Raw genomic sequence first — 23,373 nt, 5'->3', positions numbered from 1 at the left:
CGCGCCGCCGCGCGCTTACACGGACCGTACGCTTTTCAGAGGCCGCGCCGAGCCGGGCCGGTTCGCGACGAAGCCCGGCTCACGCCAGTTCGGCTCGATGCCCATGAACTTGTCGAAGTACGCGATCGCGAGTGCCGGCTCCTCGACGATGTTCTCGCGAAACGACTGCCAGACCGCCGGCTGCGACAGTGCATCCGACGGTTCCAGCGACAGTTCGCACTCTTCGCGCAACGTGCGCTTCAACATGCCGATGCAGAAGTACGTGAGCATGTAGCCGACTGGCCACCAGTGCGCGAGATCGTCTGGCGATGGCGGCTGCGCAGCAATGTGTTCACCCGCAGTGTCGAGCCGAGATTCAACCGGATTCTCCACGGGGTTTTCCACGGGATTCCCGACGACCCGCACCGCCTTCTCGTGTAGCAGATCGCGCAGCAGCACGCCGTACGCGAACTGGAAAAAGTCGCGCGGGTTGCGTTGACGGTAGTCGTCGTTATACGCGAGCGCATCGATCCATGCGAAGAACGCGGCCGTGAACTGGCGGCTGTCGATCTCGATGCGAATGCCGTGACGCGCGCCATACTCGTCGCAGCATTGCTGCAGTAGCTGGCGGCATAGCGTCAGTTTCTGCACGTGCTCCCATGCGTGCGGCGGTTGCACGTGGCTGTTGCGCGGCGCCTGAAACATGCGCGGCTCCTTTGCGGGCAGGCTGGCCCGCTTCCAGCGATCGGCGAATCAGCAAAACAGCGAATGAACCACGAGCAATCAGCACAGATGCGACACGATATGGCCGATCTCGTCGGCGAGCGCGCCGATCCGGTCACGCTCTTTCAATGCGGTCCGCAGCGCCGTTTCGCGCGCGCCGATCACATCGGCGAAAAAGCGTAGCACCGCGTCGGGCTCGGTGACGATGCCGTTCGGACAGGCTTCCTTGCATAGCGATGCGACCGTCAACATCAGGAACACATACGCGTTCGGTTCGGTGACGAGCCACCACGGCGCGCTCACATCGGGCAGCGTATCGAAGCGCGTGCTGCGAATCGGCTGCAGGTCGATCAGCGATGCCGCGAGCTGCGCGCATGGCCGCGCAAGCGCGCTCGCCGCGGTCGTGCCGCCCGCAAACGAAGACTGGATCGAACGTTCACGGGCACTCGCAAGCGCGGCGCGCGCGTGATCGAGCGCGTGACTCACGCGATGTTCGAAGATCAGCACATCGGTGGCGCCGCATTGCATGATCATCCGCTTGGCGGCTGCGTAGTACGACATCGAGAATTTGCGCTGCGCTTTTGTGTCGCTGCTCGACGCACCGAGATACGTGGTCAGCGACGCAAGCGGTACCGGCGATTTCCAGTGATCCTGCAGCGGCGGCACCGCGTGACCGGCTAACGATTCGGCGCTTTCGAGCAGATCGTCCGCGAGATGCGCGACCGATTCGAGCGACAACGGCGGCAGCGACGACAGCGGCGAAGCGAGCCGCGCAGGCGCCGGATGCGCCGTGTGCGATGTGCGTGGCCCTTCGCCGCGTAGCGGACCCGGCACGTTGCGGGCTGCGTAGCGCAGCTGCCTCGCGCAATCTTTTAGCGCAATGCCGAGCTGACTGATGTCTCGGGAGAGTTGCTGCGGCAGCAGCGATTTCGTCTCCATGGCTGTCTCGATGAAACCCCGTGAAGAAGCCTCAATAGTGAAACATTTGAAGTTAAGATAGCACAACTGTTCAGCGTCGATGCCGACTTTTTAATGATAGGAGCGGAGCTTGCCGAAGGCGAATATTTCCACTGCCGGCGTTGAAGCCGACGAGCAGAATCCGACGCGGCGTCTGCGTTTGCGCGCAGCGTGGATGTACTACGTCGAGGAAATGACGCAGAACGAAATCGCGCAGAAGCTCGGGGTCGGACGCGTGACGGTGGTGCGTCTGCTCGCCGCCGCGCGCGAACGCAACGAGGTGAAGATCACGATCGGCGATCGCCTCGCCGAATGCGTGGAGGCGGAGCGTCTGCTCGAAAGCCGCTTCCACATCAACGAGGCGATCGTCGTGCCGCTGTCCGCGCGCGGCGCCGATGCGACGTTGCCGATCGCGGCGGCGACCGGCGCCTACGTGTCAACGCTCGTGCGTGCGGATATGCGGATTGGCGTTGGCTGGGGTCGTACACTCGTCAGCTCACTCGGGTTTATCGAGGAGCGCGCGGTCGACCGGCTGTCGGTCGTGTCGTTGCTGGGCGGCATTATCAAGGCGCGCAAGTTCAATCCGGCCGAATTCGCGTGGCGGCTCGCGACGCTATTCCAGGCCGATTGTTATCTGATGACCGCGCCGCTACTGGTCGATAGCGCGGCGACCCGGCAGACGCTGATCGAGCGCTGCGGTCTCGCGGATATTTTCGAACTGGCGAAATCGCTCGACGCAGTACTGCTCGGCGCGGCGGGCACGGGCGCGGATCAGACGTCGCATCAATCGAAGTTCATCACGAATGCGGACCGCGCGTCGGTGGTGAAGGCGGGTGCGGTCGGCGACATGCTGTTCAATTTCTTCGACGCAAACGGCAAGCTCGTCGACCATCCGATCAACGAACGCGTGATGTCGGTGCCGCTCGACATCATCAAAAAAGTACCGGTGCGGGTGCTTGCGGCCGGCGGCGCGAGCAAGGTTCATGCACTGGCCGGCGCAATGAAGCTGCTCAAGCCGACGGTGCTGATCACCGATGAATACACCGCGAAAGACGTGCTGAAGCTGTCGGGCGGCGGTTAGGTCAGGTCAAGGCCGTTCAACGGTCCGCCGCCAGCGTGCTGGTGTTGAAAATCGGTGGCTAAAAAAGCGCGGCGGGTCGTTCTCTCCGCCATTTCTCTGTTCGTTCCAGATCCCTCTTTTGCACAGCATCGTATGCGCGCGTACGCGATCGTATGTCGCGTACGCGTGCACTTTTCGTCTGCATCCAGGGGTTAGTCCCGAGCATCGGCGCGCGATTTTCCGCATGTGCGACCTTGTCCATTTCGTGAACATACTGCTAACATAAAATACAAATGTACCGACGCAAGAGCATTCCGTATCCCATCGTTCCGGAGACATGTTCATGCACAACATCACGCCAGGCGGCCTCGCGGCCGATCTCGAACAACGCGCCGCCAGCGGCCGTCCGATCCGTATCGGACTGATCGGCAGCGGCGAAATGGGCACGGACATCGTCACGCAGGTGCGTCAGATGCACGGCCTCGAGATCGGCGCGATCGCCGATCTGCGTGTCGATGCCGCGTGCGCGGCGGTGCGTGTCGCGAATCGCGCGGACACCGGTTACCGGACCGTCGAAACGGCAAGCGCGCTCGCGCAGGCGATCGAAGCCGGCGACATCGCGATCACGCAGGACGCGCAACTCGTCTGCAAGAGCGATCTGATCGACGTCGTGATCGACGCGACCGGCAAGCCCGCGGTCGGTGCGCAGATCGGTCTCGTCGCAATGGAGCACGGCAAGCATCTGGTGATGATGAACGTCGAAGCGGATGTGACGATCGGCGCGTATCTGCGGCGCGAGGCGAAGCGGCTTGGCGTTGTGTATTCGCTTGGCGCGGGCGATGAGCCGAGTTCGACCATCGAACTGATCCAGTTCGTCAGCGCGCTCGGTTATCCGGTGATCGCGGCGGGCAAGGGCAAGAACAATCCGCTCAATATCGATGCGACGCCTGATGCGTATACCGAAGAAGCGCAGCGCCGCAATATGAACCCGCGAATGCTCGTCGAGTTCGTCGACGGTTCGAAGACCGCGGTCGAGATGGCCGCGATCGGCAACGCGACCGGGCTCGTGCCCGACGTGCCCGGCATGCATGGCCCGTGCGCGACGCTCGACGCGCTGCACACCGTGCTGTGCCCGAAGGCGGACGGCGGAATCCTGTCACGCAAAGGGGTGGTCGACTACACGATCGGCAAAGGCGTCGCACCCGGCGTGTTCGTCGTCGTGGAGCTTGCGCATCCGCGGCTGCGCGAGCGGATGGAAGACCTGAAGCTCGGCAAGGGCCCTTACTACACGTTCTATCGGCCGTATCACCTGACCAGCCTCGAAGTGCCGCTCACCTGCGCGCGTTCGGTGCTGTACGGGCGCGCCGATATGGAGCCGTTGCCGGTGCCGGTCGCGGAAGTGTGCGCGGTCGCGAAGAAGGACCTGCGGCCCGGCGAGCGGCTCGATGCAATCGGCGAATACACGTATCGCGCGTGGGCGATGACGGTCGCCGATGCGCGCGCGCAGCAGGCCGTGCCCTGTGGTCTGATCGAGCACGGATCCGTCACGCAGCCGATCCGGCGCGGCGAGCTGCTCACGTACCGCAATTGCGCGGTGGACGGCGCATCGGCCATCGTCGCGCTGCGCCGCCGCCAGGACGAGATGGTGCGCGGCGCCGCGGCCGTCGCCGCCTAACCCGCGCAGCCCGCGAAGGAGACCTCGATGCAACCGCTTGCCGTTGCGGAGCCGGGTTCGGCGCCCGCCGTCTATCGCCGTCACGATCCCGCGTTATTGCGCGACGCGTTGCGCAAGATGATCCTGGTGCGCCGTTTCGAGGAAAGTGCGGAACAGGCGTATATGCGCGGCCTGATTCACGGCACGATGCATCTGTCGATTGGTCAGGAAGCGAGCGCAATTGCCGCGACGCTGCCGCTGACCGACGCCGACTACATCACGTCGACGCACCGCGGTCACGGCCATTGCATCGGCAAAGGCGCGGACCCGAAACGGATGTTCGCGGAGTTCTACGGCAAGGAGACCGGCTATTGCCGCGGCCGTGGCGGCTCGATGCATATCGCCGATGTGCAGCGCGGCAATCTCGGCGCGAACGGGATTGTCGGCGGCGGGTTGCCGATCGCGGTCGGCGCGGCGCTGTCGATCCGCAAGCAGCATCGCGACGCGGTCGTGATGTGTTTTTTCGGCGATGGCGCGAACAACGAGGGCGCGTTTCACGAGTCGCTGAACTTCGCGTCGATCTGGAAGTTGCCGGTCATCTTTGTGTGTGAGAACAACCGGTATGGGATGTCGATGTCGGTCGAACGCTCGACCGCGGTGCCGCATATCGCGCAGCGTGCGGGCGCATACGATATGCCCGGCGTCACGGTCGACGGCAACCGCTTTGCCGATGTGCTCGATGCGAGCGAACAGGCAATCGCACGGGCGCGCGGCGGTCTGGGTCCAAGCCTGGTCGAATGCGAAACGTACCGGCTGCGCGGGCATTCGAAAAGCGATCGCAATCGCTATCGGACTCGCGAAGAAATCGATGCGTGGAGCGCACGCGATCCGATCGTGCGCTTCGAACAGGAACTGATGCGTTATGGCCTGCTCGATGCCGCGCAGGCGGATGCGATTCGCGCGGATGTCGAAGCGCAGATCGAAGCGGGCCTCGCGTTTGCGCAGAGCAGCGCTGCGCCGTCGCGCGCGGAACTGACGCGCTACGTGTACACGCAGACAGGATCTCAATGTTCAATCCCGGCCGGAGCGTGCGATGAACGCGAACGTGCGTGAGCTGACCTATGCGCAGGCGATCCAGGAAGGCATCGCGATCGCGCTCGCACGCGACGAGCGCGTATTCGTGATGGGCGAGGATATCGGTGTGTACGGCGGCGCATTCCAGGTGACTGGCGATCTGTATCAACGCTTCGGCGCGGAGCGCGTGATGGATACGCCCATTTCGGAGCTGGCCGGCGCGGGCATCGCAGTCGGCGCCGCGCTCACCGGCTCGCGGCCGATCTATGAGTTCCAGTTCTCCGATTTCGCGACGCTCGCGATGGAGCAGATCGTGAACCAGGCCGCGAAGCTGCGCTTCATGCTGGGCGGCGAAGTATCGGTGCCGCTGGTGATGCGTTTTCCAGCGGGCTCGGGCACCGGCGCGGCCGCGCAGCACAGCCAGAGCCTCGAAGCGTGGTTCGCGCATGTGCCGGGACTCAAGGTGGTCCAGCCCAGCACGCCGCACGACGCGAAAGGGCTGTTGCTCGCCGCGCTCGACGATCCGGACCCGGTGATGATCTTCGAGCACAAGCTGCTGTACAAAAGCAAAGGACCGGTGCCGCAAGGCTATTACACCGAGCCGATCGGCAAAGCCGCGCTGCGGCGCGCGGGGCGCGACGTGACGATTGTTGCGACATCGGTGATGGCGATCCGCTCGCTCGAAGCCGCTGCGCTGCTCGAGCAGCAGGGCATCGACGCCGAAGTGATCGATCTGCGCAGCGTGCGGCCGATCGATCGCGACGCGATTATCGACAGTGTGAAGAAGACGTCCCGGTTGATCTGCGTGTATGAGGGCGTGCAGCAACTCGGCATCGGCGCGGAGATCGCGTCGATCGTCTGTGAGAGCGACGCATTCGATTATCTCGATGCGCCGGTGATCCGCCTGGGCGGCGCCGACTGTCCGCTGCCGTATAACCCGGAGCTCGAGAAGGCTGCGGTGCCGCAAGTCGACGATATTGTCGCGGCCGCGCATCGCAGTGTCGGCGGGAGGCATTGAGATGCCGACCGAAGTGATCCTGCCGCGCGTCGATATGGATATGACCGAGGGCATGATTGCGGCGTGGCATGTGCACGAAGGCGATACGGTGCGCGCGGGCACGGTGATCTTCGAAATCGAAACCAGCAAGGCGACGATGGAGGTCGATGCACCGGCGAGCGGCGTGATCCGCCATATCCGCACAGAGGTCGGCGAATCGGTGCCGGTCGGCACGCCGGTCGCATGGATCTACGCGCACGGGGAGGCGGCCGCGGATCTGGCGATGGTGAATGAAGCGCAGCCGGTGGCCGGGGACGAGATCGATGCTGCGGTGTCTGGAGAGGACGTGTTGCGCCAAAAGCTGGCTACGGTCGAGACCTCGGGCCCACCCGTTGTGAGCGCATCGATCGAGCGCAGCGACACTCTGCGCGCGACACCCGCCGCACGGCGCGTTGCTCGAGAACGCGGCGTTCGCCTCGAAGACGTCGCGGGCACAGGACCGCACGGACGGATCGTCGCGCACGATGTGTTGCGCGAGCGAGCGACCGTAACCGCCACTACAACCGACGCCGCCGCAGCAGCGGTTAGCTCGAGCGCAGCCACGACCGAAGTCACGGCGACGATCGCCACCGCAACCCCGTCACGGCTGAGCCCGGCCGTTCCTTCTTCCGCCTCACCGTTGCACCGTATCTGGCTGCGCGAAGGCGCCGGCGATCCGCTTGTGCTGCTGCACGGCTTCGCCGCCGAGCTCAACAGCTGGCGGCCGTTCTGTCACGCGCTCGATCGCGTCGCGCGCTCCGCACGATCCGCGCGCTCCGCGCCCGGCGTGCTCGCGCTCGATCTGCCCGCGCACGGCAAGTCGACTGTGGAACATGCCGGCTCGATCGACGAGATTGTCGAGGCCGTCGACGAAACGCTTGCCGCGGAAAACATCACCCACTGCCATCTGGCCGGCCATTCGTTTGGCGGTGCGGTCGCGCTTGCGTTCGCGGCGCACGGTCCGCTTGCACGAACGAAGATCCGTTCGCTGACGCTGATTGCGCCCGCGGGCCTTGGCCCGGACAGCAACGCAGCGTTTGTGCGCGGCATCACGCAGGCGTCGCGGCGCGCGAGTTTCGCGGCGTGGCTGAAAGAGCTGTTCGCCGACCCGTCGCAACTGGACGACGTATTCGTCGCGACCGCCGAGCAGCAGCTTGCCGATGCCGAAGTGCGAGCGCGCCTTGCCGCGCTCGCTGATACTTTTTTTCCGGACGGTGCGCAAAGCCTCGATCTGCGACACGTGCTTGGCGCGTTAAACATGCCGGTGCGCGTGATATGGGGCTTGCAGGACCGCATCCTGCCCGCGCGGCACGCGGACGGGTTGCCCGGCCGCGTCGCGGTGCATCGTTTTGCGCGAGTCGGCCATCTGCCGCAACTCGAGGCACGCGACGAGGTCGCCGCGATCGTCGCGCAAACCATCGCGAGTGCGACGTGACGTGACTGACAAACATAACCGGGAAACCAAGGGGTGCACGCGGCGCGCGATTAGGGTGACAATGCAACCAGTCGGAAACGTCTGACAGACTGACTGGCGTTTTCCCCAATGCTGTCCAAAATGAACAATTGTATTATTGGGGAAGCATGATGTTCATGTGCGTCCGCGTCGCGCGCGAACGCAAGGAGACGACGATGGACTATGTGCGTGGAGCGTTGCTCGCGTTAGCCGTGTTCTGGGCGATGCAAGTGGTTGCGTCATGGTTTCAGATGCGCCGCTACGGCGACGCGTTGCGGCGCACTGCACGCCGCTGGCACAGCGGCTTTCTCGGCGTCGGCGCATGCAAGGTCCGGTTCGGGCGCGGTGCGATTGCGATGGTCGTGCTCGACGACGCGCTTGTCGTCCGCGAATTTCTCAGCATGTCCGGTCTGACCGTCTTTAGCCGGTTTCGTCAGCACGACGGATTTTCCGGACTTTCGATCGAAGAATTCAATATCCGGCTCACGGGTGCGGGCCTGCGCCGCAGCATCGTGGTCGCCGCGGCGGATGCGCTCGAACGCGCGCAGCGCACCGCACAGCAGCAAACCGGCAATGGCGATGCCGCCGATGCCGCCGATGCCGATAACCGTGCCGCGCGGCTCAACAGCTTGGCCGCATGATCCGATAACGGGCGTTGCCTCGCGCGGCAGTCCGGTCTTTCAACGATGCACTGATTCAGATTCACCGATTCGATAGTCGACAGCCTGACCATCCGGTTCCGTCCGTAGCCGATTAGCCGCTTAGCCGTTTCGACGGAGCTTTCTGCGCTTACGTTGGACCTATTGGGAGAGTCGCCGTGTTCATCCTCGACTGGCTTACGCACTTCGCCGAAGCGTTTATCGGCGTATTCAATGCGGGCGGGAAGGTGTTTATCGGTTTCGTCACCGGCATCCTGCCGACGCTGATCGTGCTGCTGACAGCCGTCTATACGTTGATCGCACTGATCGGCGAGCATCGCGTGCAAGGGCTCGCGCGTTTCTTCTCGAAGAACGTGATCACCCGCTATACGCTGCTGCCGCTGCTCGCGATGTTCTTCCTGACGAACCCGATGGCGTATACGTTCGGCGTGTTTCTCGAAGAGCGTCACAAGCCCGCGTTCTACGATTCGGCGGTTTCGTTGTGCCATCCGATTACCGGGCTCTTTCCGCACGCCAATCCGGGTGAACTGTTCGTTTGGCTCGGCGTGGCCGCGGGGCTGACGAAGCTCGCGGAAACCCAGCCGCTGCCATTTTCGATTCCGAAGCTCGCGCTGTTCTATCTGATCGTCGGCCTCTTTGTGAATCTGCTGAAGGGCATGCTCACCGAAGCGATCACGCGGGTGATCGCGCGCCGCGAAAACATCAGGCTGTGACCGTTCGACGCCGATCGACAGAAGGGGAGACAGACGATGGATACGAGAGCTTATCGGACCGTCAAGGTCGTGCATGGGCCGAACGGCTGGGGCGGCCCGCTTTATATTCAACCGACGCCGGAGCGCAACAAGATCGTCGCGGTGACCGGCGGCAAGATTCCTGAACTCGCGACGCGCCTCGCCGAATTGACCGGCGCGACGGTGGTGGACGGATTTCGCAGCCCGCCGCTCGAAGCGGAAATGGCCGCGGTGGTGATCGATTGCGGTGGCACCGCGCGCTGTGGTGTCTACCCGCGCAAGAAGATTCCGACCATCAACCTGACACCGGTCGGCCAGTCCGGGCCGCTCGCGCAGTTCATCACCGAAGACGTGTATGTGTCCGGCGTGCTGTCGGAAAACCTGTCGGTGGTCGAAGACGATGCGGCCGATTCCGGCCCGACAGGTCAGCCGGTGAGCCCGGGCGACGCGCTCGTCATGCCGGGGGCGGGCGGCGCGGGCTCGGCGGTGATCAGCACGACCGGCACACCGGACGACGCACACGAACCCGGCGGCCGCGAAAGCCGCGGCATCGTCGGGCTGATCACGTCGATCGGCCGCGCGATGGGCGGCGTCGTCAACGTGCTGTTCAATAGCGGGCGCAAAGCGATCGATACGGTGATTCGCAACGTGCTGCCGTTCATGGCGTTCGTGACGATGCTGATCGGCATCATCAACGCGACCGGTATCGGCACAGGTCTCGCGCATTTGCTCGAACCGCTCGCCGGCAACATCATCGGCCTCGTCGTGCTGTCGGCGATCTGCGGTCTGCCGTTCCTGTCGCCAATCCTCGGTCCGGGCGCGGTGATCGCGCAGGTGATCGGCGCGGCGATCATCGGCCCGGCGATCGGCAATGGCACGATTCCGCCGCACATGGCGCTGCCGGCGCTGTTCGCGTATGACACGCAGGTCGGCTGCGATTTCGTGCCGGTCGGGATGGCGCTCGGTGAAGCGAAGCCGGACACGATCCGTGTCGGCGTGCCGTCGGTGCTGATCAGCCGGCAGATCATGGGGCCGGTATCGGTGCTGATCGCGTGGTTCGCGAGTTTCGCGTTGTAATGGCCGCCGGCGTGGGCCGCGGGTGCAACGCCGTGGCCGCCGCGGCGGCGATCTCGCTCGCACGGTGATTCTCTGTGGAACGGACTATGCACTACTACAAAACGGTGATTTCGGAAGTCGGTCCTGAAGTAGCGGAGCTGCTCGAAGGCGGGGTCCTGATTCTGTACGCGGACGGCGCGCCGCCCGAGCTCGCGGAAGTCTCGGTGTTGCATCGCGTCGAAGAGGCGCGGCAGCAGGCGCCGCTAGCGGGCTCGCGATTGCGTATCGGCGAAATCAGCGCGTTCGTGACCGCGGTCGGGCCGACCGCGTGGAACAAGGTCAGCGAACTGGGTCACGTCGTGATCAATTTCAACGGTGCGAACGAGGCGCAGCGTCCCGGTGAAATCTGTGCACAGCCGGTCGACACGGGCCAGTTGCTCGCGTGCATGCGCAGCGGCACCGTGATCGAGATCGCGGACCGCTGATTCCGTTTCGTTGAAGGGGGGCAGGCTAATGGCGGTTGGTTAAAAATGGTTCGTCAAGGGTGCCGCATCCATCGGCCGTGCCGTGAGGTCACGGCATGTCAGACGCGAAGGTGAAGTCGATGCTCGAAACGGCGGTGGTGGTGAGGGTAAGCGAAGGGTTGCATGCGCGGCCCGCGACGCAGTTCGCGAAGCTCGCGAAAGAATTCTCGTGCTCGCTGCAGGTGCTGCACGGTTCGACCAGCGCCGATGCGAAGAGCGCGGTGAAGCTGATGCTGCTCGGTATTCGCGAGCACGATCAGATCGTGCTGCGTGCGGATGGCGCCGACGAAAGCGATGCAGTCGAACGGATGGCGCGGTTTCTGTCTTCGCCGGAGGCGGGTGTGCAGTCCGCGACGGCCGCGCAAACGGCAGATGCCACCGCGTGCCAGGCCGACGCCGCCGCGCCGCCGGTGCCGCTCGCGGCCGCCGACACGCAGGACAGCCCGCCGCCGCTAACCGGCGTGCCGGCAAGCGATGGCCTCGCATTTGGCGATGCGTACGTGTATCTGCCCGAGCCGTTGCGGGCAGCGCGCCAATGGATCGAGCCTCACGAAATCGACGCCGAGCAGGCGCGCTTCAAGCGTGCATTCGACGACGCGCTGGCTGCGCTGGCTAAACAGTTCGACGCGCTCGGCGATACCGACGACATTGCCGACGCGCTCGCGAGCGTCGCACAGAGCGACGAGTTCGCGGGCGAGATCAGGGCGCGGGTGCAAAGCGGTCGCGACGCGGTGGCGGCGACGCTCGAAGTCGGTGCATCGCTGGCCGCGTCGTTCGAGAAGATCGACGACGAGTATCTGCGCAGCCGCGCCGACGACATTCATGGCATGACGCGCCAGATCGTGCTGCGTCTGACCGGGCAACAGCAGATGAGCCTCGCCGGTCTGACGAAGCCGTGCATCGTGCTCGCGTCGGACCTGACAGCACCCGATCTCGCGCGCGCGAACGTCGCGCATATTGCGGCGCTCGTCTGCACGCGCGGCAGCGCGACTTCGCATCTGGCGATCATCGCGCGCTCGCACGGCATTCCGGCCGTGTTCGGTCTACAGGTTGCGGACGACCGCCTGCGCGGCGTGCGGCAAGTGGCAGTGGATGGCACGGCTGGTCATGTGTGGCTCGAACCGCCGGCCGCACTGCAGGCACAATTCGCCCCGCGTATCGGCGCAGCGCGCGCGCAGCGCGCGGCGCTCGACGTCTACCGCGATGTCGAGCCGGTCACGCGCGCCGGCCGGCGCATCCGCATCGCGGCGAATCTTGGCTCGCCCACTGAAATCGACGCCGCGCGCGCGGTTGGCGCGATGGGGGTGGGGCTCTTTCGCACCGAACTGTTGTTCATGAATCGCCGCTCATTACCCGGCGAGCACGAGCAGGCCGACGTCTATCGCCGCGTCGCGCAGGCGTTCGCGCCGCATCCGGTGGTGATCCGCACGCTCGACGTCGGCGGCGACAAGCCGGTGCCCGGCATCGCGTTCCCGCACGAGGACAATCCGTTTCTCGGCTGGCGCGGCGTGCGCATGTGCATCGACCGGCCGGACGTGTTCAAGCCGCAATTGCGCGCACTGTTGCGCGCGGCGACGGTCGGCAACGTGCATGCGATGCTGCCGATGATCGCCGACCTTGATGAAGTTCGCCGCGTGAAGGCGCTGATCGCCGAATGCGCGCGGGAACTGAAGAACGAAGGCGTCGCGTTCGGCGAGCCGAAGCTCGGCATCATGATCGAAACGCCCGCAGCCGCGCTGACCGCCGACCTGCTCGCGCCGGAGGTCGACTTCTTCTCGATCGGCACCAACGACCTCACGCAATACGTGATGGCCGCGGACCGCGCGAACCCGCATCTCGCGTCGCTTTATCGCAGCAACCATCCGGCGGTGTTGCGCGCGATCGGGATGGTCTGCGAGGCGGCGCACCGGGCCGGTATCGAGGTCGCGGTATGCGGTGAGGCGGCTTCGCAGCCGGACATGATTGCGGTGCTGATTGGTCTCGGCGTCGACGAACTGAGCATGAGCCCGGCCTGCGTGCTGCGCGCGAAGAAGATCGTCAGCGAGTGTTGAGCGGACAGGCAGTAGCGCGTGTGTCTGCGCGAATCGCTACATGCGCGGCGTCGGTGCCCTGACGCTGACGAACGACGGTGTGCCGAGCGCGGCCTTCACGCCGAGCGCTTCCGCCTTCAGCACGAAGTCCGCGAGCGAGCGCGCTTCCATTTTCTTCATCGCCTGGCTGCGGTAAATCTTTACCGTGATCTCGCTCAACTTCATCTCCGCGGCGATCTGCTTGTTCAGCAGGCCGCTCGCGACCAGCGCCATCACCTCGCGCTCGCGCGGCGTCAGCGACTCGTAGCAGCGGCGCAGGCCCGCGAACGACAGGTCCGCCTCGCGGCGCTCCTGATCGGCGGCGAGCGCGTCGGAGACCGCGTCGAGCATGTCCTGGTCGCGAAACGGCTTGGCGAGGAAATCGCGGGCGCCGGCTTTCATCGCTTTCACCGACATTGCAATGTCGCCATGCGCGGTCATAAAGACGATCGGCATGCGGATCTGGTGCGCGGCGATCTGTTCCTGCACCGCGAGTCCGCTTTGCCCTTTCAGGCGCACATCGAGAATCAGGCACGCCGGCGCGTCCGGCCGGTCGGCGGCGAGAAAATCCTGCGCGCACGAAAAGGTTTGCACTTTCAGCCCGATCGACCGCAGTAACGTGCTGACGGCATCGCGCATCGACTCGTCATCGTCGACGACGTAGACGATTGCATTGTCCGCGACGTTGACGGGTTCGTTGGCGGCTTCACTGCTCATTGCTGTCTCCCATCGCATACTGGCAAGGTGAATTGCAGCACGGCGCCGCCTTCGGGCGGCGACTCGGCCCAGATCTGGCCGCCGTGCGCTTCGACGATAGAACGGCAGATCGACAGTCCGATACCCATGCCTTCGGACTTGGTCGTAAAAAAGGCCTCGAACAGCCGTTCGGCATGCGCGGCGCTGATGCCGATGCCCGAGTCCTTGACGATCACGTGCGCGTGTTGCGCATCGATCATGCGCGTCGCGACCCACATCCGTTTCGCGCGGCCGGTGGCCGACACCATCGCCTGCGCGCCGTTCATGATGAGGTTGATCAAAACCTGTTGCAACTGCACACGGTCGCCGTTGATCCGTGGCGGCGGCCACACAAAGTCGATGTCGAGCTCGACCTGATGATCGTGCAACTCATGCAGGACGAGTTCGATCGATTCATCGACGAGCGCATTCAGGTCAAGCTCCGCATGCGTGGGATCGCGCTTTTGCGCCATCGAGCGGATCCGCCACACAATATCGCTCGCGCGCTTCGCGCTGCGGATCGCCTTGTCGATCGCCTCGCGCGCCTCGGCCAGATCCGGCTGCGGCCGGTCGAGCCAGCGCAACGCCGCGTGACCGCAGGTGACGACCGCGGCGATCGGCTGGCTGACCTCGTGCGCGATCGACGCGGTGAGCTCGCCAAGCATCGTGACGCGCGTCACATGCGCGAGCTCGGCCATCGAGCGGGTCAGCGCCTCTTCGGTCTGTTTGGCTTCGGTCACATCCATCAAGGCTCCGACATACTCGAAACGCCCGGACTGGCGGGCGCTAAGGTGAGCGACATAATGCACGTGTTTGATGGACCTGTCTGGCATCACCAGCCGGTGTTCGATATCGATTGACGGAGTTTCCGCGAGTACCTGCCGGTAGCTCTGGCGCACCAGCGCGACGTCTTCGGGGTGCGTGCGCGCGAGAATCAGATCCATGCTTGGAACGACGTTCGCAGCATAGCCGAAAATGCGATACGCCTCTTGCGACCAAAGCATTTCACCATCCGGGAGCTTCATCGCGATACTGCCGGTGCGCGATAGCCGTTGCCCCTCGGCGAGAAACGCTTCGCTGCGTTCGAGCTTTTCGTCCGCGCACTTGCGTTCCTCGATGTCGGTATTGATGCCATACCAGCGCACGATTTGCCCCGCTGTGTCGCGCAGCGGCTCCGCACACATATGCATCCAGCGGTAGAGGCCGTCCTTGCGGCGCAGACGCGCGGTGCTCTCGAATGCCGAGCCTGCGGCAACCGCGGCGCGCCAGTCGTTTTCCAGTCCCGGCAGATCATGCGGATGAACCAGCGTGCGCCACAGGCTGCGGCCGTTTTGCGCACCGTTGCCGGGCGCGATATCGAATGCATCCCAGCGACGGTTGACCGGTTCCACATCGCCGTCGTGCGTCGACGCCCAGATCATGCCGGGGATCGCTTCGAGCATCGCGCTCATTTCGTCCTGTTTGCGCTGCAATTGCGCCTGCAAATCCTTGCGGCAGGTGATGTCGTTATCGGTTGACAGCACCGCGCGCGGCTCACCCCGTTCGTCGCGCAACAGCGCAAGGCGGCACGCGATTGTTATGACCTTGCCGTCGTAGCGCGTGCGTTCGAGCTCGCCGTCCCAGCGACCGACTTGCAGCAGCACCTTGCGGACTTCTTCGGGCGCGGCCGGAAAGCGCGTTTGCGTGAGTTCGTGTATCGACTGCCTGAGCGCGCGATGCGCGGGCCATCCGTACAGGCTCTCGGCGCCGTGATTCCAGAACGCGATGCGGTCCTTCATGTCGTACACGACGATCGCATCATGAGTCAGGTTGAGCAGATGGATCTGCTCGATCAGGCGCGCGGTACTTGTTTGATGCCGTAGCGCGATCAGCGTGGTGGCCGCGATCGCGATGACGCTCAACGCTCTGTGCACACCGGCGTCGCCGTTGAGGCAGCTCAGATGCGAAAGGGCGGGCGCGAGCAGCGTCAGCGCGACGCAGATCGATGCGGTGACCAACGTGGTTCGCCTCGAACCGGTCATCGCGACGAGCAGGACCACGAGGACATACAGAACAGCAAGCGCGATATGCCGCGGCATCAGCACATCGGCTGCGAACACAGCGGCCCCGAGCGCCGCTGCGAGGATCCGGAGCGCGCGAGCGTCGGGGCGGCGCACCTGTTTAAATGCGCGTCTGTGGACTTTCACGGCAACATGAAGAGCGCACCGCAGCTGTGCCTGAAGCACCGGCGCGGTGTGACTGGAGATAGAAGTATTCGGGGCGGACGCGTAGCCGCGAAAATCGGCGACGCTTTCCGTTAAAAGCGCGATATATAGCATGGCCGTGAGCCCGGCGAGAAGTCGGGCAGTGTGCGCGACATACCGCAGTGGCTTTGACAAAATCCGCGGTGGCCGGTTTGTCGGACCGCCAGGCAGCGCTTATGCGCCGCATGGCTGAATAAACGCGATTGCATTTAAATGGCCACTCGCGTGTGCATGCGTCCAGCGCGCGGCGGCACACGCTTGCGCTCAACGTGCGCGGCCCGCGACAGCGCTACATGCCGCTCACCGTCCGCCCGCGCCAGCCTGGTGCGGACGCTACACCGTGCCATTTTGCAATGCGCGCTGTCTCTTCACAGTACGCGAGGCGACGCATGAAGGCGTGCGTCTGCGCGATGCGCCGCGTCCCCTTGCGCATCCTGTTGATTTGCGCGTCGCCGCGCAGATACCCCGCCGGGTTGAGTGTAGTCATTGGGTAATCGCCGTCGTTTAGCGGCATTCATGATTTGTCGAAATCGCACGAATCGGGCACATCGCATGCCCGTGCGCCACAAGATAACCCCACGATAACCGCAACGTAGACGATTGATGTCGAGCGGACGTAGATATTACCGGGTTCGTACGGGATGCGAAGCGGCTTCGCGCATAACCGCCGGACGTGCATATTCGAAGCGTCACGTGCTGTTCGGCAAAGGAAGGGGGCGCGACTGCCGGTAATCTCGCCGCAATGACGACGCAATGTGCGCACCGCGCTGCGATGAGGCGAGGCCGACATTTGGGCTTGAACCTTTCCGAATTGGTCTGCGCGAATAGGCCACCGGCGCCTGTCGCGGACAGCGTCGAGACCAAACCGCACAAAATTATTAAGGAGCCTGCATGACCTGTGCAGTGCAACCGCTGGAAGGTGAGGCGCGCGAACGCCTGATCCGCTGGATACAGCGCCGGATGATCGAGACCGGTATTACGTTCGACGCGCTCGAACAGGCGCTAGCAAACGATATGCGCGCATCGGACGCGATTCGCTATCGGGATGCGTACGGCAATACATGGACCGGATCGGGCGATATGCCGACGTGGCTGCGGCGCGCGGTGGCAGCCGGCCAGAGTATTGAGCATTTCCAGACCCGCGCGCTGTAACGCGATGCGGGTCACGGCGGGGGATTTGGGGGACCGGAGACGGCGCACTAACGGCCTTGCGCCGCCGCTCCGCGCGGCTAGTCGCGGATAACGGCTGGAGCGCTTCGACTACCGGCAGCGGCTAATCCGCATGCGCGCAGTACACGAATTGGTTTAGAAAACTAAACCTGCAGATGAGTCGGGCAAACCAACAGTGGCTCGTGTCAATCCTTTGTAGGGCTAGTTCGGCGGTGTCGGTTCGGATAACTTTGAGTGAGCGCGGGGATTGACGTTCCCGCATCGCTTGACACCCACTTCGAGCAGGCCGCTCATGATTGCCTTGTCGACTATTCAAACTGAAATCGCCACGGACGCCGTGCGCAAAATAAACGGCAACCCGATCCATTGCGAGCATCACTGGCGCTATCCCGTGGTCGATGAGACTCACGATCCGCTGCCCTATGGCGAAATGACCGTCGCGCGCTGGACCCGCAATGAGTCCGGGGAATTCGAGGCGTCGCACGAGGGCCACGCCGGCTATCACTGTATCGGACTGAACCTGAAATGCACGTCGCTCACTTTCGAGCATGGCGGACGCACGATCGTGTCAGGCCGCGTGACCGCGGGTGCGGTACAGGTCACCGCGCCCGCAGTGCCGGTCAGCGTGCGTTTCGAGTCTCCCGCCGACGCGCTGCACCTGTTCGTCTCGCAGCAGGCGCTGGCCGAATGCTTCGAAGACCTGTTCGGCCAGGCGCACGCGGGGGAAATCGTGCTCGACGATCCGCGCATCCAGCGCGATCCGACGCTCGAGCGTCTTGCGCAGGCGCTGGCCGTGTCGCATTCGACCGACGCATCGGCAGGCAAGCTGTTTACCGACAGTGTGTGCGTGGCGATCGTGTCGCGGCTCGTGTCGCGCTACTTCACGGCGGCCGCGCGTCAGACGCGTGAAGCGGCGGCGCTGCCGCAGTGGCGCATGCGCCGCACGATCGATTTTATCGACGCGCATTTGTCCGATTCGATCGGTCTTGCCGATATGGCGCAAAGCGCGGGGCTCACGCGCATGCATTTCGCCGCGCAGTTCCGTCGCGCGACCGGCTTGCGCCCGCATGAATACCTGCTGCGCCGCCGGATCGAGCACGCGCAACAGCTATTGACGCGCTCGAAGCACAGCATGCTGGATGTCGCGCTGAGCTGCGGGTTTCGTTCGCAGTCGCATTTCACCGCTGTTTTCAAACGGTTCGTCGGCGATACGCCGTATTGCTGGAAGGTCAAGACGAACGTCAGTCATCAGTGAGCCGGTTTGGTTGACCGGCGGTACGAAGAAATCACGGAGATGAGAACAATGAGCAAACCTGAATCATCCGCTGCCGTCGTCGGCGCGCTGCTGGCGCCCGCGCGGCCGATCGTCTATCGCAAACCGGCTGCACCGGCGCTACCGCAGCCCTATACGCTGCCGCCGCGCATCGCCGCGCGCCGGCACGCGCAGATTCTGAACTGGTGCGTCGTCGGCGGGCGGCGCAAGGCGGGTTGAGCTGCACTTCCTGACGACGAGGTGATCCATGCTGGCCAAGATGGCGAATATGTGCGATCCGTGGCGGCAAACCATCGGTTTGCTCTCTTTGATGTCGGGTCGCGTCGACCCGGCGGTGACGCGGCTCGCGGCGCTGCACGTTCAGTTCGAGCGCAGGAACTGCCGGCTGCCGATGGCAGGCGAGCGTTTCGACGCGCAGGTCTGTCTGATCGAGCGGCCGACTTCCGCGACCGCGACGATCGCATGGCGCGACGCGACGCACTGCTCGTATGGCGATCAGTTGTGGCACGCGGCGCGCGCCCGGGTGAATGGCGTGTGCGCGATGAGCGGGCGGGCGATCCAGGTCGGCGACGCGGTGTTCAAGCCGCGCCGCGGCCGCCCGGCGCCGCTCAACGCGAGTGCGATGATTCTCGCGACGGTGCTCAACGACGCACCGCACAGCGGGGTTCAGGCGCGATTTACGTCGGCTTGAGCGTTCGCGTTCGCGTTTGCATGAGCGGCGCACGAGCGCAGATGCGGCGCGGCGCGATTTTCACTTTTGTTCAACGGCTGCCGCTCAGCTGACGCTACCAGCGCAAACGCCGGCGCTTTGTCGAGAAGCGCCGCCATCCGCGGGCGACGCGCGGGTCGTACTGCGCGATCCGTCGTGTTAAGGCTTGTATCCGTCGCTGAGCGTATTGATGAACGCGATGATGTCCTGAATCTCGCTATCGGTCATCGCGGGCTTGTCACCGGGCTTGCGGTCGAACGGCGCGTCGGCGACGTCGATATTCGCGTGGTACTGCGCCGGCAGATCATCGTACTGTTCGACCTTGCCCGACGCGTTCTTCGGATAGATCTTGTCCGGGTTCGTGTTGCGCAGGTTATAGAAGTCCATCACATGCTGCAGGTCGTGATAGACACCATTGTGAAAGAACACATGGCGCGTCGCGACGTTGCGCAGCGTCGGCGTGAGGAACATTCCGCAGTATTGCGTGAGATCCTTCACATCGGTGCGGAAGGGGCCGCAGACACCCATGTCATAGAACTTCGGGTCTTTGTTCTGCGGCAGGCGCGGGTTGCGCGGCACGCCGAGCGCTTCGTATTGCGTATCGGTGAACAGCGGCGGCAGGCCGTCGGCGGTCGGCTTGCTCAGGTGGCAGCCCGCGCAGTTCGCCTTGTCCGGGTCATTGAACAGACGCAGGCCGTGCAGTTCCGCTTGCGTGAGGCGCGCCTTGCCTTGCAGCCAGTAGTCGTACTTGCTCGTGAACGGGTGGAACGACGCGTCTTCATACTGATAGCGGCCCACCGCGAACATCGCCTCCGACACCAGCAGTTCCGGACGGTACGCGATTGAATCGCCGAACAGCAGCTTGAACTGATCGAGGTACTTCGTCGCGACGAGCTTGTGCGCGACGTCCGCGACGCTCGCATTGGCCATTTCGACCGGGTTGAGCATCGGGCCGATCGCCTGGTCCTGCAGTGTGCTCGCGCGGCCGTCCCAGAAGAGACCGCCTTGCGGCACCATCGCCGGCGCGGCCGGCGCGACGCCGGCGGTCTTCACCGCGCGCTGCACGCCTGCGGCGCTTGCCGCGAGATCCTGCAGCGAGACCGGCGCGGTGTCCATGTCGTTCTGGTCGGGGCCGATGCTGAACGGCGCCTGACGGTACAGATAGGTGAGCGAGGGCGGCGGCCGATAGCCCGCTTCGTTCATATGCGGTCCGCCAAGTTGCACTTCGAGATTGTTCGGCGGTCCATACGCGTGTTGTGGGCTATGGCACGACGCGCACGACTGCTTGCCCGATGCCGACAGCGACGTGTCGTAGAAAATCTCGCGGCCCAGTTGCGCGACGGCGCTCAGTGGCGCTTGAGGCGGCAGAACCAGATGGACTGGCCGTGGATTCGCACCGGTGACGTCTTCGACGACGGTGCCGATCACGAGCGGCATCCGTTCCGGATAGATCGCCGCATAAGCGGCGAACGCGACGCATCCGGCCACGACGGCGGCGAGCGTCCAGCCCACAATCCGCTTGAGCGATCGTTTAGCGGTGCCGGGCTTCGCATCTTTGCCGGCGGGCAGGGTGTTCGGATGAAGACTCATGGCGATCTAGACAGTTGGAAACGCAGAAAAGCAAAAAAATGTCGAGCCAGCACATGAAGTACTGGCTCGACACGGTTACGACTTGCAGCGCTTCCCGCCGGGTGCCACCACGGATGCGGCGATCACCGGTACCCGGCGCCGCATGGGGCAGAAAGCGCATTTCACATTCACACTGCAGATCAGTTCGTCGGCGCAGCAGCGAGCTTCGTGCCGAAGTTCTCGTCGAGGAACAGCGTCGGGTTGGTGCCCGTCGTGTTCAGCATGCTGCGGATGTCGCCCGCGCTTGCATCGAACGAAGCGTTGCCAAGACGCGTACCGCCGAGCCAGTTGTCTTCGATGAACTTCACAACGGACGCCTGCGAAATCTGCGTGTGGTCAACGAAGTTTGCCTTTGCCCACGGCGAGATCAGCAGGAACGGCACGCGCGTTCCCGGTCCACAACGGCCGTTCACGACGTTACCGTTCACGCCCATCGTCGGCGTCGCGTTCGGGCCGGTACACTGGCCAGGACCGCTCAACTGGTCGGCGCCCTGAAAGACCGGCTTGGGGCTCGCGGAGCTGTTGCTTGCGGTGATCGTGAGCGTCGTATCGGACGACGAGTGCAGGATGTTCGGCACCGTATGGTCATACCAGCCGTCCGAGTCGTCGTACGCGATAACCACGGCGGTGTTCTTCCAGTCCGGCTGCTGCTGCAGGAAGTTGATCACCTTCACGACGAACTGCTGCTCGTCGAGTGGGTCCGAGTTGCCCGGGTGGCCGTCGCCGATTGCCGGCGCCTTCAGGAAGCTGACCGACGGGAAGTTGCCCGCCGTGACAGCTGAGAAGAAGTCATCCATGTCGTACTGGTGATGAACCGGGGTGGTCGAGTTCGCCGCGTCGAGCGTCGGCTCGGTAAAGCCGATCATCGTGGGCGAGGACGGACGCTGGTGCGTCAGGTTCGCGGTCGACGGGAAGTACTGGAACCATGCGTGGTGCTGCACGTAGTCGGTCGGCGCGCTGTTGAGCACCGACGAGAACGTCGAGCGCTTGCAGCCGGTCGTGCCGTTCGGGTTCACAGTGGCGAGGTTGAAGCCGCCCATGAAGCCGCCCCACGTGATGTTCTTCGCGTTCAGCAGGTCGCCGATGTTCTTCACCTTCGACGAGAACTGCATCACGGTCGAGCCCACGCTGTTGGCCTGGTTCGTACAGGCGTCGCCGGCCGGGTCAAGGTCGCCGATCAGCGAGAAGCCGCCCTGGCCATCCGGAATCGCGTTGCCCGATGGCGACGTGGTGGTCGTGACCTGGCTGCCGAGGCTCGTGTCCGTTGTGGACGTCGTCTTGAACAGGTTGACACCATTGTTCTGGCCGGACACCACTGCAATCGCACCCGGCGTCGACGGGCCGAACGTGTCGGTCCAGGCGTTGTCGCTCATCGCGAAGTTCTGCGCATAGTTCCAGTACCCGGTGACGGTGTTGCCGTCGAAGAAGCCGAGCACCTGCGCGGCGGAGCCGAACTGGCCCGAGCTGCCGGTGACGACGCTGCCTGCCGACGTGAAGAGCGGGAACGCGTCCATTTTCCCGGCGTCAGTGGCGAGCTGCTCAGGACCGTAGCTGTGGTTCTGGCTCTTCGTGTTCGCTTGCGTGCGGTCGAGACGGAACGGTTGCGACGACGTGGTGCTCAGCGCGACGCCGCCGACGTTAGGCGGCATGGTCGCCACGCCATTGACCGTAGCCGCAGCGACGTTCGGCGAAGTGGCGCTGCCGTTCGGATTGTTCGGGGCCAGCAATCCTGCATGCTGCAGCGTGTTGATGTCCGTCTGCGTGTTCGCGGCCGCTGCTACTTGCGGTTCACCAGCGGCGTTTTGGGAATTCGGGTACGTCGCGAAGTAGTGATCGAACGACACGTTCTCGCCGAAGATCACCACGAGGTGCTTGATCGGCGTCGCCGTCGGCAGCGCGTCCTGCTGGCTGACCTGGGCGGCGGGCGTTGACGGATTGCTGTTGTTGTTGTCGTTGCCGCACGCGCCGAGCGCGAGCAGCGCCGCCGTTAACGACAGGGGTAGGATCGCTTTGCGAAACATAGAAGGGGGGCTCCAATTTTCAACGTCGCTGTTCCAGTTCATCCATCTGCGTGTGGTTCGAACTGGGATTCTTTTTTGTTGCGTTGGCACAGTCGCAGGCCTGCGGACCGATCCGATGAGACAGCGCGAATTGAAACACCGCCTTATTAAGTTTTAGAGACGTAAAAGTTTCTAAAGCCTTTCGAATCATTTCGTTTTCATTTATCTGGTACGCGCCATACAGATTCAATACGACGCGCGCTGCGGGCCTTCGAGGTCCGCCGCCGGGCAGAAAAAATAAACGGTAATAAAAAAACTCTGTTAACGGATCGGCACGCAATAGGGTGGCGTGCGCGGCCTGCGAAGTTCGCGCAAGCGCCTGTTCTATCGGGAATAACGGTGGTCCCGCGGACGTTTGTGCTTCGCTTGCCACGGGTGAAATCTGGTTGCAGTAGCATCTTTCGCAGTGACGGGCGGAATGGCTCGTCGTGCAAGACTTTTGGCGTTTGTGTACATTCCCGCTTAATTCGTTGATGCGTGTCGCGTTCGCACGGCGCATAGCACGCCAGTCGCGTAATGATTTGTTTATTTCGCGGAAAGGATAAGGTAAGAATTTGTCGCCAGTCCTTTATCTGTAGT

At 63.9% G+C, this 23,373-nt stretch carries 21 protein-coding genes; 14 read left to right on the top strand and 7 right to left on the bottom strand.

The window, feature by feature from the left end:
• Window positions 1–15: 15 nt before the first annotated feature.
• Both BX592_RS18805 and BX592_RS18800 read right to left on the bottom strand, forming a co-directional pair.
• Window positions 16–684, bottom strand: a complete 669-nt coding sequence (locus BX592_RS18805) for a hypothetical protein (RefSeq protein WP_134193305.1) — start codon at window positions 682–684, stop codon at window positions 16–18.
• 78 nt (window positions 685–762) lie between these two features.
• A complete protein-coding gene (locus tag BX592_RS18800) occupies window positions 763–1,641 on the bottom strand; it encodes a hypothetical protein (RefSeq protein ID WP_134193304.1) in 879 nt (292 codons plus the stop codon).
• A gap of 109 nt (window positions 1,642–1,750) precedes the next feature.
• Between BX592_RS18800 and BX592_RS18795 the strand changes: the two genes are divergently transcribed.
• The 10 genes from BX592_RS18795 to ptsP all read left to right on the top strand — a co-directional run bounded on the left by BX592_RS18795 (window position 1,751) and on the right by ptsP (window position 12,957).
• A complete protein-coding gene (locus tag BX592_RS18795; RefSeq protein WP_208327918.1) occupies window positions 1,751–2,740 on the top strand; it encodes a sugar-binding transcriptional regulator in 990 nt (329 codons plus the stop codon).
• 322 nt (window positions 2,741–3,062) lie between these two features.
• Complete coding sequence (locus tag BX592_RS18790; RefSeq protein ID WP_134193303.1) at window positions 3,063–4,394, top strand: NAD(P)H-dependent oxidoreductase; 1,332 nt, start codon at window positions 3,063–3,065, stop codon at window positions 4,392–4,394.
• A gap of 27 nt (window positions 4,395–4,421) precedes the next feature.
• Complete coding sequence (locus tag BX592_RS18785) at window positions 4,422–5,486, top strand: thiamine pyrophosphate-dependent dehydrogenase E1 component subunit alpha (RefSeq protein WP_134193302.1); 1,065 nt, start codon at window positions 4,422–4,424, stop codon at window positions 5,484–5,486.
• Complete coding sequence (locus tag BX592_RS18780; protein ID WP_134193301.1) at window positions 5,467–6,465, top strand: alpha-ketoacid dehydrogenase subunit beta; 999 nt, start codon at window positions 5,467–5,469, stop codon at window positions 6,463–6,465. Before BX592_RS18785 ends, BX592_RS18780 begins: the two co-directional genes overlap by 20 nt.
• A 1-nt stretch (window position 6,466) precedes the next feature.
• On the top strand, window positions 6,467–7,918 hold the full coding sequence (locus BX592_RS18775; protein WP_134193300.1) for an acetoin dehydrogenase dihydrolipoyllysine-residue acetyltransferase subunit: 1,452 nt from the start codon (window positions 6,467–6,469) through the stop codon (window positions 7,916–7,918).
• 194 nt (window positions 7,919–8,112) lie between these two features.
• Window positions 8,113–8,577 (top strand): transcriptional regulator GutM, encoded by a 465-nt coding sequence (locus BX592_RS18770; protein ID WP_166676397.1) that lies wholly within the window; start codon window positions 8,113–8,115, stop codon window positions 8,575–8,577.
• Between the two features lie 176 nt (window positions 8,578–8,753).
• Window positions 8,754–9,308, top strand: coding sequence for a PTS glucitol/sorbitol transporter subunit IIC (gene srlA, locus BX592_RS18765; RefSeq protein ID WP_243849611.1), 555 nt, complete (start codon window positions 8,754–8,756; stop codon window positions 9,306–9,308).
• A gap of 36 nt (window positions 9,309–9,344) precedes the next feature.
• Window positions 9,345–10,403 carry a PTS glucitol/sorbitol transporter subunit IIB gene (gene srlE / locus BX592_RS18760; RefSeq protein WP_134193298.1) on the top strand — a complete coding sequence of 353 codons (1,059 nt, stop codon included), beginning with the start codon at window positions 9,345–9,347 and terminating at the stop codon, window positions 10,401–10,403.
• An 86-nt stretch (window positions 10,404–10,489) separates the two neighbouring features.
• Complete coding sequence (locus BX592_RS18755) at window positions 10,490–10,867, top strand: PTS glucitol/sorbitol transporter subunit IIA (RefSeq protein ID WP_134193297.1); 378 nt, start codon at window positions 10,490–10,492, stop codon at window positions 10,865–10,867.
• Between the two features lie 95 nt (window positions 10,868–10,962).
• Entirely contained in the window at window positions 10,963–12,957 is a 1,995-nt protein-coding gene (gene ptsP, locus BX592_RS18750) for a phosphoenolpyruvate--protein phosphotransferase (protein ID WP_208327917.1), read from the top strand.
• 36 nt (window positions 12,958–12,993) lie between these two features.
• On the opposite strand, the gene BX592_RS18745 is transcribed toward ptsP, so the two are convergent.
• Window positions 12,994–13,692, bottom strand: coding sequence for a response regulator transcription factor (locus BX592_RS18745; RefSeq protein ID WP_134193296.1), 699 nt, complete (start codon window positions 13,690–13,692; stop codon window positions 12,994–12,996).
• Window positions 13,689–15,788 (bottom strand): PAS domain-containing sensor histidine kinase, encoded by a 2,100-nt coding sequence (locus tag BX592_RS18740; protein WP_243849619.1) that lies wholly within the window; start codon window positions 15,786–15,788, stop codon window positions 13,689–13,691. Before BX592_RS18740 ends, BX592_RS18745 begins: the two co-directional genes overlap by 4 nt.
• A 1,056-nt stretch (window positions 15,789–16,844) precedes the next feature.
• On the opposite strand from BX592_RS18740, the gene BX592_RS18735 reads away from it, so the two are divergent.
• From BX592_RS18735 to BX592_RS18720, 4 genes are all read left to right on the top strand, one after another.
• Window positions 16,845–17,105, top strand: coding sequence for an H-NS family nucleoid-associated regulatory protein (locus BX592_RS18735; RefSeq protein ID WP_134193294.1), 261 nt, complete (start codon window positions 16,845–16,847; stop codon window positions 17,103–17,105).
• 310 nt (window positions 17,106–17,415) lie between these two features.
• On the top strand, window positions 17,416–18,378 hold the full coding sequence (locus BX592_RS18730; protein ID WP_134193293.1) for a helix-turn-helix domain-containing protein: 963 nt from the start codon (window positions 17,416–17,418) through the stop codon (window positions 18,376–18,378).
• Between the two features lie 48 nt (window positions 18,379–18,426).
• On the top strand, window positions 18,427–18,615 hold the full coding sequence (locus tag BX592_RS18725; RefSeq protein ID WP_134193292.1) for a hypothetical protein: 189 nt from the start codon (window positions 18,427–18,429) through the stop codon (window positions 18,613–18,615).
• A 28-nt stretch (window positions 18,616–18,643) separates the two neighbouring features.
• A complete protein-coding gene (locus tag BX592_RS18720) occupies window positions 18,644–19,087 on the top strand; it encodes a DUF3331 domain-containing protein (RefSeq protein WP_134193291.1) in 444 nt (147 codons plus the stop codon).
• Window positions 19,088–19,264: 177 nt separating this feature from the next.
• Here the strand turns inward: BX592_RS18720 and BX592_RS18715 are convergent, their stop codons facing one another.
• The 3 genes from BX592_RS18715 to BX592_RS18705 form a co-directional block, all read right to left on the bottom strand.
• A complete protein-coding gene (locus BX592_RS18715; protein WP_134193290.1) occupies window positions 19,265–20,695 on the bottom strand; it encodes a cytochrome-c peroxidase in 1,431 nt (476 codons plus the stop codon).
• Window positions 20,696–20,874: 179 nt separating this feature from the next.
• On the bottom strand, window positions 20,875–22,755 hold the full coding sequence (locus BX592_RS18710) for a phospholipase C (RefSeq protein ID WP_134193289.1): 1,881 nt from the start codon (window positions 22,753–22,755) through the stop codon (window positions 20,875–20,877).
• Between the two features lie 19 nt (window positions 22,756–22,774).
• Window positions 22,775–23,167, bottom strand: coding sequence for a hypothetical protein (locus BX592_RS18705; protein WP_134193288.1), 393 nt, complete (start codon window positions 23,165–23,167; stop codon window positions 22,775–22,777).
• Window positions 23,168–23,373: the final 206 nt, after the last annotated feature.

The organism is Paraburkholderia rhizosphaerae, from assembly GCF_004366595.1.
GTDB classification, from domain to species: domain Bacteria; phylum Pseudomonadota; class Gammaproteobacteria; order Burkholderiales; family Burkholderiaceae; genus Paraburkholderia; species Paraburkholderia rhizosphaerae.
This window is presented reverse-complemented; position numbering and strand designations above follow the sequence as displayed.